Origin of the sequence: Carboxylicivirga fragile (assembly GCF_050589805.1) — a bacterium.
Taxonomy (GTDB): Bacteria; Bacteroidota; Bacteroidia; order Bacteroidales; family Marinilabiliaceae; genus Carboxylicivirga; species Carboxylicivirga fragile.
On record NZ_JBNGOY010000012.1, the window covers coordinates 77,190 to 88,975 of the forward strand.

At 36.0% G+C, this 11,786-nt stretch carries 10 protein-coding genes; 6 read left to right on the top strand and 4 right to left on the bottom strand.

Annotation, left to right across the window (positions count from 1 at the left end; all coding sequences use genetic code 11):
• The first annotated feature begins 224 nt into the window (after window positions 1–224).
• The 3 genes from bamE to ACRD7B_RS07090 all read left to right on the top strand — a co-directional run bounded on the left by bamE (window position 225) and on the right by ACRD7B_RS07090 (window position 1,775).
• On the top strand, window positions 225–521 hold the full coding sequence (gene bamE / locus ACRD7B_RS07080) for an outer membrane protein assembly factor BamE domain-containing protein (protein WP_430823794.1): 297 nt from the start codon (window positions 225–227) through the stop codon (window positions 519–521).
• A 39-nt stretch (window positions 522–560) separates the two neighbouring features.
• Window positions 561–1,133, top strand: a complete 573-nt coding sequence (locus ACRD7B_RS07085) for a hypothetical protein (RefSeq protein ID WP_430823795.1) — start codon at window positions 561–563, stop codon at window positions 1,131–1,133.
• A gap of 141 nt (window positions 1,134–1,274) precedes the next feature.
• Window positions 1,275–1,775 (top strand): hypothetical protein, encoded by a 501-nt coding sequence (locus ACRD7B_RS07090; RefSeq protein ID WP_430823796.1) that lies wholly within the window; start codon window positions 1,275–1,277, stop codon window positions 1,773–1,775.
• 855 nt (window positions 1,776–2,630) lie between these two features.
• On the opposite strand, the gene ACRD7B_RS07095 is transcribed toward ACRD7B_RS07090, so the two are convergent.
• Window positions 2,631–3,281, bottom strand: coding sequence for a DUF6261 family protein (locus ACRD7B_RS07095; protein ID WP_430823797.1), 651 nt, complete (start codon window positions 3,279–3,281; stop codon window positions 2,631–2,633).
• A 515-nt stretch (window positions 3,282–3,796) separates the two neighbouring features.
• On the opposite strand from ACRD7B_RS07095, the gene ACRD7B_RS07100 reads away from it, so the two are divergent.
• The gene (locus ACRD7B_RS07100; RefSeq protein ID WP_430823798.1) at window positions 3,797–5,572 is read left to right on the top strand and encodes a hypothetical protein; all 1,776 of its coding nucleotides are present in this window, start codon (window positions 3,797–3,799) and stop codon (window positions 5,570–5,572) included.
• A gap of 272 nt (window positions 5,573–5,844) precedes the next feature.
• Window positions 5,845–7,338: a serine hydrolase domain-containing protein gene (locus ACRD7B_RS07105; protein ID WP_430823799.1), complete on the top strand. Its 1,494-nt coding sequence runs from the start codon at window positions 5,845–5,847 to the stop codon at window positions 7,336–7,338.
• 82 nt (window positions 7,339–7,420) lie between these two features.
• On the opposite strand, the gene ACRD7B_RS07110 is transcribed toward ACRD7B_RS07105, so the two are convergent.
• A complete protein-coding gene (locus tag ACRD7B_RS07110; RefSeq protein ID WP_430823800.1) occupies window positions 7,421–8,500 on the bottom strand; it encodes a fatty acid desaturase family protein in 1,080 nt (359 codons plus the stop codon).
• Window positions 8,501–8,651: 151 nt separating this feature from the next.
• Window positions 8,652–9,500 carry a LytTR family DNA-binding domain-containing protein gene (locus ACRD7B_RS07115; protein ID WP_430823801.1) on the bottom strand — a complete coding sequence of 283 codons (849 nt, stop codon included), beginning with the start codon at window positions 9,498–9,500 and terminating at the stop codon, window positions 8,652–8,654.
• Between the two features lie 553 nt (window positions 9,501–10,053).
• Here ACRD7B_RS07115 and hemF point away from each other — a divergent pair.
• The gene (gene hemF / locus ACRD7B_RS07120) at window positions 10,054–10,950 is read left to right on the top strand and encodes an oxygen-dependent coproporphyrinogen oxidase (RefSeq protein WP_430823802.1); all 897 of its coding nucleotides are present in this window, start codon (window positions 10,054–10,056) and stop codon (window positions 10,948–10,950) included.
• 145 nt (window positions 10,951–11,095) lie between these two features.
• Here hemF and ACRD7B_RS07125 read toward each other — a convergent pair whose 3' ends face one another.
• Complete coding sequence (locus ACRD7B_RS07125) at window positions 11,096–11,689, bottom strand: outer membrane beta-barrel protein (protein ID WP_430823803.1); 594 nt, start codon at window positions 11,687–11,689, stop codon at window positions 11,096–11,098.
• Window positions 11,690–11,786: the final 97 nt, after the last annotated feature.

Genomic DNA, 11,786 nt, shown 5'->3' on the forward strand with positions numbered 1-11,786 from the left:
GCAATACGCTTCATCTAGCTAACGTTGTGGCTAATTCCCCCTATTAACCTGTAGTATTGATTTAAACAAGGTAATCAACACTTTTGAAGGTTTATGGATTGCTTAAGCTAACTTATAACTGGCTAGCAGGAATTAGCTGAAAAATGATAATTGCGAGTAAATAATAAGCAGCTGAATATTAGGAACTAACTTTGCGTTAGTCAGAATTGTAAATTAAACAAATTATGAAAAAAGTATTGATTATTCTTACTGTATTAATTCTAGCATCATGTAATGCTTATAAAGATATCCCTGTGACTAACTTAGATGTTGGTATGACTATCGAACAGGTACAGGCAATTGTGAAAAAACCACTTGTTCAAGTTTCCATGTCTCAGGATGAAAAGGGAGAAAAGAAAATATTTCAGGTGCAAAAAAGAATTGTTAGAGGTGGTATTGCAAGGCAACAAAGATATAATCTGTACTTTCTTAATAATAAGCTTGTAAAATATGAAAAAGACTCAGAGAGATTTTCATTTTAAATTAACTATTTAAATCTAGATCAGTTTAATATAGAATTTATGGAAATTATAATAGGAATGGCAAGTATTGTACTCGGTATTGTAATAGCCATAATCCCATACGTAAGACGAAAATACTTTCTTCGTCCCGACCTGACAATCGAAATTGTTAGTGACGGCGGATTAAGTTCTCCTCTTGGATTAAGCGCTAAAAATGAAGTGAATGAAGAAGGCTACATTGACGGAAACACAGCAATTAGAGTATTTGAATTGATTTGGCAATTTAGAGTGCGAATTACTAACAATTCTGACCTGATTGCTTTTTATCCGAAATTAGAATTTAATCCAAATGGACCGAGATTCACTTTGATTGACAAACTTAATAGCCTCGAACCAATTGAACCAGCAGAAACTATTGAATTGAAAGTTGAATATAGAAAGTACGAAGAAAAGACAGGAAAAGAAAGAACCAATGTTGGTAAAGAAATGCCTTCTGAATTTAACGACCTCGGACTTTTACTTTGTTACCAAAGCCCAAGGAAAAGCACCTTTTATACTCTATATGATTATAATGGAGATGGAAATAAGAATAACTTCATAAATAAACGTCCGAAAGAATATAAAAAGAACTAGCCACACGCTAGTATAAAGCATATGGCGTTTGTGACTTTTGGAAGTTGGGTGAGGTATTTGAACACCGCCAAATCCTTGATTTGGCCTTAGCAATGAAAAGTTAAAACAAATACGCCGCTTTGGCTCTGTAAAAAACAGCAGATGACAGAAAGATATGATTTAACCAAAAAGTGTAACAAATGCGGAAATATTGTTACCATATCACTTACGAAGATTCAGGCTGCATTTGACACATATGATACAAATAAATTCTGTGAAGAGAACTGTGATAATTGCGGGGTAAATCATTGGAAAGAAATAAGTATTACTACACCCAAGTTTGATATAGAATTGCTTGATATTTGGGGCAATACCTTAGATTTTCAATTTTGGGAACAAGACGAGGATTTAATGTTTTCATCATTTGGTGAAATAGATATAATACTTTCAGCAGTAAACAAAGATGAGTATTTACCTGAAAAAATGGGAATACTTATAAATACTTTGTTTGTGATTTTATATGATGCAAAGCAAAATAACTTTGTGGACTTAGAACATAAGGTATTTAAATATTTACAAGAAAACCACCATATGATTAACAAGTATCAAAATCATGTCGATGATTACTTAAAAGAAAAAGTTTTGCCTATTATCAATTATTAGAGGCTCAAATTTATGGAATAATGTTAGTACTTCACGGCTACTTTATTTATCAAGCAATGCAAACTCAATAAGCCGCCATATTAAGAAAAACGTAGAACTGTAGATATGCACAGCAGCAAACAAATGTGTTTACTGTAATTTCAAACTTGCAATTAGCTGTGTAAGAATGTTTGGAAGCGAAACAAATCTGCAAAAAACCTAAGCAGGATGCGGGAAGCTTTTTCAAAACTGCACAAGCGTGAACAAAACTAAAAGAAGGCGAAACAAATCTGCAATGGCATGTTTCAGAGTGTTTGACTCAATGCAAAGGTGTAATATTCAAAATCGGACTGCACAGGGCTAAATCAAAACTGCAAAAGGCTTAGCGAAAATGCGAGAAGCCATTTCAAAACTACATAAGCTTCAGCGGGGCTGAAACATGCCGTTTCAAATTCACCTTAGATTGCTAAAGCGTGTTTTTAGCAAATTACAAACCTGCATTTTTCCCAAACAGTTTGTTTAAGCTAAATGCAGGTTTGTAATTTATATTATCGGACAGATCTGACCGCAATAAACTTCTCCTTTGGCGCTTCGCCCAAACCCGATCCCGATTATAGTTTTGTAAGTTTTGAATTCTTCAAAACAACAAAAACTTATTTCGGGACAAAAAAAGTCAAGGCTGCATCTGCTTCACTCAATAAACTACGGCTGTTTGACTGAAATCGTTTAAACTCACTACGCTCAAACAAAAACGATTTTTAACAGTCAAATCAACCTTGTTTATTGGTTCATCAGCTGAGGCCATTAAACCACAGTTCATTCAAGCATTAACTATTTTTTATTAAAGACAAACGTGGCATTCGTCTAATTAAAATGTTATTGCCCGCTAACCAATACTTCAATGTTTTGATAAGCCTTTATCATTTCAGCCTCATTACTTACCATTATATGCCCAAACATACGTTTATACAACTCTTCAAGTGCACCAATTAAAACAGGCGCATATTTGGACGCACTTATAATGACTTTCGTATCAGTCTGATTATCGATATATTCACCAATGGCATTTTTATAATTATCATTGGCCTCTTTTATTAAGAGTATCCATCGTTTTAGGCCATTACCATTGAAGGCTGCGGCATTAATACCATTCAATTCTTCAAGCATCGTGTCAACTGCTGCTGTTTCTTCGGTCTGCGAAATACGAGTCACACCCGTATATTTCTTTTTAATATTAAAAAGATCGTTCATGTATACCAATTGATCTTTAGTATACGGAAAGTTCATTTCAGCCTTAATATGAGTTAGGAAACCCATAATTATTCGGTCACGTTTTTTATCAAGCATCAGTTTCTCGGCAGCTGAGGCAGAAGGTTTCTTCTGACCTTCTGTAAATTTTCCCAATATCCCTGTAACATTAGCAATGTCATCTACCAATACGGTAAAAGGACTGCAAATACGGATACTTTCTTCGGCTATCCAATGTAATTGATTGAGCCGCACGCGAGGAAGCTTTATTAATTCCATAATTTAAAGTTTAAAAATTTACTACACATAAGTTATAAAGTAATGTTTTAAAGTTCAAGTATTGAATAAACCTAATTAGAGATTCAACACACAACTAAACACCAACTTAAACTTACCCACATCGTTAAAACACGCACAATACCTCAAACAGACACAGGCTTTCTTCTGTTAATTAGAATTATTATAAATTACATCTTTTTAAAGTTCATTGCCCAAATGCGGAACAATTTGTGGTTCTATTTTTTTTAAAACTGTTTAAAGCAAACTCCACGCCTTGCACAAAAGAGACTCTCACCTCTGAATTATTTTGAGTACATTAGTACGGGTGCTCAAGCTGCCCACACACAAAGAATATTTTGCACATAAGTGTTTCAATGGTCTTCAAACCTTATTGCTCACATCAAATTTGGGTAATAAATTAAAAGACAGGAGCACTGTAAGCCCTTAGCTAGCGTAAACTAAAGCTTAGCAAATAGTATAAATAAGATTCGATATTCACTAATAAAACAATAGACATGAATTACATTAAACTCATTCTTCTTTTAATTTCTATTGCTATGGCATCGTGTAATACTAAGGAGAAAAGTTCAGGTTCAACTCAAGACAAAACAGTAGTTCAAGCTAATGATCAAATAGAGTTTATACGAGAAAAATATGCTTTAATTGAACGTAAAATGGCCTCCCAAACCTATTCGCTTATCGAGTTGGTTAATGAAAGCGATGCAGGTGTCATCACTTATAAACGAGCAATGGATGGCGAAAATATAATGTACGCCTTTAGCTCCGACTGCGATGATCACGGATGCAGTCAATCCTCCTATTACTTCTGGGACAATAAACTGATATTTAAGTTTGATCAAAGCTCTTCCTGGGTGGGTCAGTCCGATAAAATTTCAGAAAAAAGAACCTATTATTTAAACGAAACTGAGATTTTATGTCTTCAAAGAACCAAGACAGGATCAGGCGGGTACGATGCCGTTAATCACTTATTAAGCAAAGTTCCACATGACACACTAAAGAGCAACAGCGTTTTTGATCGCTCGTCTATTAAAGCCATTTTAGAGTTTACCAATGATGAGTTTAAAGAGTTAGCAATAGTTAAGAAAGTTGAAGATGCCGGATATCCCATGTTTAATGTTACGTTTTACTTTATCGATCGTAACGAGACTGAAACAATATATCTTAGTAGTGAAGGTATAACATCTAGTCATCCACTATCGGCGCTAATTGGAAAAACGGTTATGGTGACCTACTTAAAAAAAGAGCTTACTAATATGAAGCGGTTATACGGAGCTACAGATGAAGTTGGAGAGATTAATCCGGAATGGAAACGATTAAAAGGCATTGTTCAAAAAATAGAAGGCGGAAGCGTGGGTGATCTTCCCGATCAAGTGACCATTGAAGCGAAAGATGGCTCTAAAATCGTATTTGATTATTACATTGATGCTGATATGATGGCCTATAGCAACAAGCCGGTAACCGTGTATTACACCACTAGTGAAACAAAAGATCTTAGCTCGCTTAAGCTCATGGAAGAAATGTCTGCCACAGATTCTGAGGTGGATACAAATATGGAAACTTCCGAGTATGTAAGAAATTGGATTTATGCCGAAAATGACAAATTCATAATTAAAGTTGATCGATTCGAAGACCGCACCTTACGTTATACATCGTGGAATAAACCAAAAGAGATAAGCGACAGTCCCGATTTGATTCTTACTGGTGGCGAAGTTGTGCAACAAGGCACGGGTGGTGGTTATCATTATATTTTCAAGAATAATGATTGGACGTATACGGTGATGGATGTTTGGATGGCGGAGCAAGACGAGGACATGGGTATTTTTCTATACCTAAGCAATAATGGCGAAAAGAAACTGCATACAAAACTGAACAATCTAAAAATTAAAGATTCGGATGTGCAGCAAAGCAGTGAAGAAACGACTAAGACAAAAAGCCACTACATCTGTTACAAAGAGGACACTGATGCAAACACATATATTTGGATCAGGTTTTCAAACGGAAAAGCCAAAGAGATTAAATATAAGGGAATGGCATCGACAATGGAACTTGTATTTGTCAAAAAATCGGAGAATTTAAATCCAGATGGATCCTATCCAGTATATGCCGATTATTATAACGAAATTGTTGATGGCAAAGTAAACGGAGTATACAAATTGACCCACTCAGGTAATTATGACTACGCCGAATACATAAGAGCCAATGACTCGAAGACCTTTAATTTCACAATCGATCACAATGCTAATCCATATGGCTCTAGCCCTTGTTTTTAAATGGGTACTATAATCGTATAACATCAGCGTAAACAGAAGTAAAAGCAAACAAAAGTAAGCAGTGGTTGTTACTCTTGACAGCTACTTTGCTTTGATAGAACTTTTTATATTTTCACCAATCAAGATGCACAAATAGCTCTTTTTAAAAATGAATGTATACGGCTTGCTAATTTAAGACAGTCAAAGGTGACGCATTTAATCCCCCACGCAACTAAGCAAGCACTTTAACATAGATAAAAGATATGATCGATATTAAGCACAGAAAGGCATTTATGAATAAGTTATTGTTTTTATCTATTGTTTTAGTTTGCATTGCATCTTGCTCCTCACCACGTAAAAAGCATGACGATTCGAGCAAGCCTAGTTTAAATTTAGGGTGTATCCATCCAAAAGATTCCGTTTCAAGAAAAGGTCGATTAGAGAACGGTATACGCAGTCAAGTGAAATTTGTAGGGGAATCGGAAGCATTCAGTTCCATTACTGATAAAATGTCAACGTATAAGATCCCGGCATTATCGCTTGCGCTAATAAAACAAGGTAAGATAGAATGGGCAGACATTTATCAAAATGAGAATTTCCCAGAAGAACAGAAACTGGATTGCACGAGCCTTTTCCAGGCGGCATCCTTGTCTAAACCTGTAACGTTTCTAGCAGCTGTTCGTATGCATTCTGCTGGTGAAATAGAGTTGGATAAAAACATTCAAAGTTACCTGAAGCATTTTGTATTACCCCAAGGTAAACAAACGGAAGCAAATCCAGTTACCTTTCGCAATATCTTCTCCCATACATCAGGTATCAGTCCTGGTGGATACGAAGGATATGCCAGAGATCTCCCTATACCTTCTGATCTAGATATTTTAAGAGGCAGCCCAGGCGTTAATTCCCCTGCGATAGAAGTTATCACAGCACCCAATGAAACATTGGCTTATGCAGGTGGGGCCTATACTCTAGCTGAACTAGCCCTCCAAGACATTTACGGTGATTCGTTTGAGAATATAATGAATCGCTGGATACTCGACCCACTTAGAATGACTAACTCTGATTTCAGTCAACCACTGCCCACTTCGAAAATCGAGCGAGTAGCTAAGGCTTACACCCAATCCGGTGAAGTGTTAAATGGGGGTTGGCGAAACTACCCTGAACAAGCGGCAGCAGGACTGTGGAGCAATTCCATCGATATGGCTAAATTTCTAATTGAAATTTACAAAGCTTATCAGGGCAAAAGCACTTTGTTTTCCCAATCTGAAATTCAATCGTTGATTAGTCATGAGCGTGACGGCCTAGCCTATGGATTTATCGTAGGAAGGCAAGACAGTAGCCTTACCATTACGCACTATGGTGGCAATACAGGTTATCGTACAGGTATGACAATAGATCTTACAACAGGAAATGGTTTGGTCTATTTAACCAATTCAGATAATGGTGGCAGCCTAGGAAATGAGCTTTTCTTATCGGCCTCGCAGGTATACGGATGGCAACACTTTAAGCAAACTGATGTGCACCGTAATGAAGTAAGTTCTGAAGTTTTGAAGGGATTGTCAGGTGAATATAAGTGGAATAAACAAATAGATCTTTCCATCAAATATGATGAAAACAATGCTCAGATTTCACTATTTTTTCCGAATGGAGATGCATATGAACTTACTCCAATTCGTGGTGATGAACTTAACTTTATTCACCCAAGCACAGGTATTAGAGTTACGTTTTTATCTACGGATGATTTCAAGTCTTTCTCCCTCTATGGGCAAACTGCTGTTAAATTATGATGCAACACGACAATTGGTAGAGCTGCCTACCTCGCCAGAAAAGGCTAGCAAGAGAGGATTCACTACTTAATCGGTTCATAATTTATGCTCTACCCAGCGATTTTAACATTAACAAATGTTGGTATAAGGCCCCAACAAAAGTACGGTTGACATGGTAGGGAAGGTTGTGTTTCTTTATGGTATTCTGAACAATAACGGCCATATCTTTATAGTGAATGTGGCTTATGTAAGGAAAAAGGTGATGAACAACCTGATAATTTAATCCACCTATTAACCATGAAAAGATCCTACTTTTAGGTGCAAAATCACAAGTAGTATGAAGTTGGTGCACTGCCCAATTATTATTCAGCTCATTATTATTGTCTGGCAAAGGGTAATTGGAAGTAGGCACAACATGAGCTGATTGAAATATGATGCTCAAAATAAAGCCACTGGTAAAATGCATAAGAAAGAAGCCCAATAGCACCCAATACCAGGCAACAGGAAGTAAAATTAATGGTAAAACCAAAAATATAGAATAGTAGATTATTTTTGAAGCAAGTAGTTTTAAGAATAATGTTCTATAGTTTCCAGTATTGTTTAAGACGGCGCCATTTTTTTTATATTTTCTCAATCGCTTAAAGTCATTTACCGTTACCCACGAAAAGGTCATAAGGCCATATAAGAACCACGCATAGATGTATTGGTACTTATGCACTTTCTTAAGTGGCTTGTGCGGTGAAAAACGTAAAACGCCACCATGTGCAATGTCTTCATCGTGTCCTTCTACATTAGTATAGCCGTGATGCAGCGTATTGTGCTGATACTTCCAATTAGCAGGAAATCCACCCAGTAAATAAAGACTATTTCCAAAAAAGTAGTTTATCCAGCGGTGTTTCGAAAAAGAACTATGGTTGGCGTCGTGCATGGTTACTAAACCCAAACCTGACATTCCTAAACCCATAATCACCCAGCAAATTAGTATTGGGATAATTGAACTTATGAGACCTGTTAGCATTAAAGCATAGGGAGTAAAGTAAACTAAAACCATAAGTAAAGTTTTAATTAAAATCTCCGAATTACCATGCTTCTCAATTTCCTTGCTTTCAAAGTATCGTCGCACAGATTGGCGAAGTTCCTTCACAAACTCTTGATTATCCTTCTTATATTTTATCGTCTCCATGTTCTCGCAATTTTTCCGATTGCTGCGAAGTTAAGGCAGTCAATAATGTTTTAAAAACAGAAGGGATTAATGTTAAGGATTTTGGGGTTAAAATTCAATATGAAAGGTATACAACACAAATACATTGCGAGTGTCATTCGCCCCTAGACCTTTACAGTAGCTCTTTAACAGCCATTAGGTATTGACGAGATACCGGAATAGTTTCTTTGGTTTTATCAAGGCTTAACCAATAACTGTTGAAATTTTTATTGAGCTTGTCAATATATTGTATGTTAACTAAGCTAGTGCGATGCGTACGAATAAAATTATTGAATTCAACGAGTTGATGTTCGATATTTCTCAAGGTGCTTCTTAGCATTTTCTTTTTAACAAGGCCTTGCTCGTGATAACCGACTTCAACATAATTATCAGCTGATTTTAAATATACAATCTCAGAAACCTGTATTCTAAAGTTATCCGATTCATTCTCCGAAATAATCTCAATGTGTTTATTGATATAACTTTCCGAAAACTGCTTTAACTTATCCTGCATTGATCGCGTTTCAAGTAAAAGCTCCCTAATACGAAGCTGATCTACACTAAGTCGGTATCTTAGAAACAAGGTAACTGGTAAGCTAAAGCAAATAATAACCACTTTTACTACCGTATTAAAGGTCATGCTATTTTGCCCAACATAACGTATGTAAAAAACAAAAGCCAGACTTGAAGCCACAATCTGAAAAAGGAAATATAGAGGCACCCATATGGAATTACTAAGATTTTCTTTCTCTGCTTTTACAAGGATCTGGTGAAATAGTATTTGTGAAACTATTAGAACTAGAAGAATAATCATTCCAAACCCAGCGATAAACAGCATATTGTTTTCAAATTCAAACTTATCCACCGTAAAAGGTTGGAAGAAAAGTATAAAAAGAAATATAGAGATAGCTATTCCAAGGTAGGTTCGGAAATTCTTTTTTGTCAGGTATATATATTGATCTACTTTAGTTGTTGTTGCCAAGAGCTTACCATTTATCAAGGTCAATCTTTGTTCGTAGAAAGTTAATTATAAGTAGTCCAACATAGAATTGTCTTGTAACAATCACTGCCCTGTACGAAGAACATCCTTTAATTAATAACACAAAGTTTCAATTGACTGAGTTTATTAACTGCCTTAAAATAGGCCTTCGAATGATTAAACATTACGATTTACACGGTCTTTTAAAAGGCTTATAATCAAAGGTACGTTTAATAAATTTGGAGTCAAAATATTGTTATTCTATTCCTATACAATCAAGATAAGAGAAGCTTATAAGTACAAGATAATTAAATCATACATTTAACAAACAACCACAGGCCATCAAAGCAAGTCCTCCATCATCATTGAGAATTTGCTTTGATGGAGCGCAGGGTTTATAACAAATTGTGATAGCTATGGATGAAGAATCGAAAGTAGCATTGTCTATCTTTGATTATCAAATTAAAGAACTGTAGTTGGATAATTATAGTTTTATTTTTGGTGTCATTAAACATCCAAGCCCTTGTTTCGTTTTATAGGTCAAACAAAAAATAGAATGGACACAGGAAAAATGATAGCTGATCAGTTTAAAGCGCTTCAACAACATATTTGCTCTGAATTAAATAAAGCCGACGGGCAAGCTGAATTTAAAATGAATGCCTGGACAAAAGATATTGGACAAGGCGTTTCAGGTGTAATGCAAGGTGGCAAATACATTGAAAAAGCCGCCGTTAACTTTTCGCATGTGGGAGGTACTTACTCGGAGCAAATGGCAAAGTTGCTTGGCGAAGAAGCTAGCACATATACAGCGACAGGCGTTTCCTCCATTCTGCACCCTGTAAATGTGCATGTACCCATCATTCACATGAATGTGCGCTATTTTGAGTTAGACAATGGCACCAGATGGTTTGGTGGCGGCATAGATTTAACGCCGCACTACATTGTAAAAGAAGATGCACGTTGGTTTCACGAAGAGCTTAAGGCCGTGTGCGATTCGGCTCACCCAGAATTTTATGATCGCTTTAAACCTTGGGCCGACGATTACTTCTTTTTACCTCACAGAAATGAAACACGTGGTGTAGGCGGTATCTTCTTCGATCGCCTTAAACCTGGTGAGGAACTTGGTGAAAGAGAGCTTCTGGAATTCTGTATTCAATTGGGACGCCTTTATCCTCAGGTTTATGCTGCTCTTATCCTTCGTCATGGCGACAAAGCAGTTAATGAAGCTCAAAAAGCCTGGCAAGGACTGCGCCGTGGCCGCTATGTTGAATTTAATCTGGTACACGATAGAGGCACCAAATTCGGGCTCGTATCCGGTGGAAATACCGAATCTATATTGCTAAGCATGCCACCTATTGCCAATTGGGAATACATGCACGAACCAGAAGCCGGAAGCGAGGAAGCTAAAACACTGGAATTATTAAAGAAAGGCATTGATTGGTTGAATGTGTAGTTGTAATTACTTTTATGGAGAAGGTTCCCAGTGCTATACAAATATTTAAGCTTACCTCATAACAGTAATTACTGAGTAAACGAGCTAAAGTTGATAATAATCCATAAAGTGGTGATTAATAATAAATTCTTAATCACCGTATTCCTTATAAACTGAAGACCAAACCAACATGAAAGGTGAGACCACTTTTTTTAAGGTCATCTTCGCTCTCGTTGTCGATATATTTATTTGATTTATATTTAACAAGAGGTTCGAGAAATAGCCGATTAGTTAAACTAATATCATAGCCTATACCCAAGCCCCATCCAACAACCTTATGAAGGTCATTAAACTCTGCTTTAAATGCGGGATCACCTAGAATTATTTCTGTTTGGTACCAATGATCAGATTTACCAAAATTTCCTTGTGCTTGAATAAAAGCTTGATTAAAATAAAATCTTAACAATGGAGAAAAAATATAATCAATATTTTTCAAATGAGTTGCTCCCTTATAATTAGTTTTATCCATGTCATATGTCAACTCTGCACCAATCACTATATCTTTTGTCAGATAATATCCCAAAAGACCAGACACAGAGATGTTTGAATTTTTCGTATCTGTTAATTCACTATCAATGCTCTTCTCACGATCAAATGACATACCCAATGAACCTCCAGTAAGAAACTTATAATCTTGACCAATAACATTGGGGTTAATAAATAAAAAGAATAACAAGGTTAATACTAACAACTTTCTCATGTTTCTATATTTAAATCGAATTACTATTTACTATCTCTCATTCCACTGCAATGCACCATACTCATAATAAATTTCACATACCTCCTAGTTACAAGCA

Excerpts from the sequence above, each read along its gene's own strand:
- bamE (WP_430823794.1), top strand. The coding sequence starts at position 225 with ATGAAAAAAGTATTGATTATTCTTACTGTATTAATTCTAGCATCATGT.
- ACRD7B_RS07085 (WP_430823795.1), top strand. The coding sequence starts at position 561 with ATGGAAATTATAATAGGAATGGCAAGTATTGTACTCGGTATTGTAATA.
- ACRD7B_RS07090 (WP_430823796.1), top strand. The coding sequence starts at position 1,275 with ATGACAGAAAGATATGATTTAACCAAAAAGTGTAACAAATGCGGAAAT.
- ACRD7B_RS07095 (WP_430823797.1), bottom strand. The coding sequence starts at position 3,281 with ATGGAATTAATAAAGCTTCCTCGCGTGCGGCTCAATCAATTACATTGG.
- ACRD7B_RS07100 (WP_430823798.1), top strand. The coding sequence starts at position 3,797 with ATGAATTACATTAAACTCATTCTTCTTTTAATTTCTATTGCTATGGCA.
- ACRD7B_RS07105 (WP_430823799.1), top strand. The coding sequence starts at position 5,845 with ATGAATAAGTTATTGTTTTTATCTATTGTTTTAGTTTGCATTGCATCT.
- ACRD7B_RS07110 (WP_430823800.1), bottom strand. The coding sequence starts at position 8,500 with ATGGAGACGATAAAATATAAGAAGGATAATCAAGAGTTTGTGAAGGAA.
- hemF (WP_430823802.1), top strand. The coding sequence starts at position 10,054 with ATGGACACAGGAAAAATGATAGCTGATCAGTTTAAAGCGCTTCAACAA.
- ACRD7B_RS07125 (WP_430823803.1), bottom strand. The coding sequence starts at position 11,689 with ATGAGAAAGTTGTTAGTATTAACCTTGTTATTCTTTTTATTTATTAAC.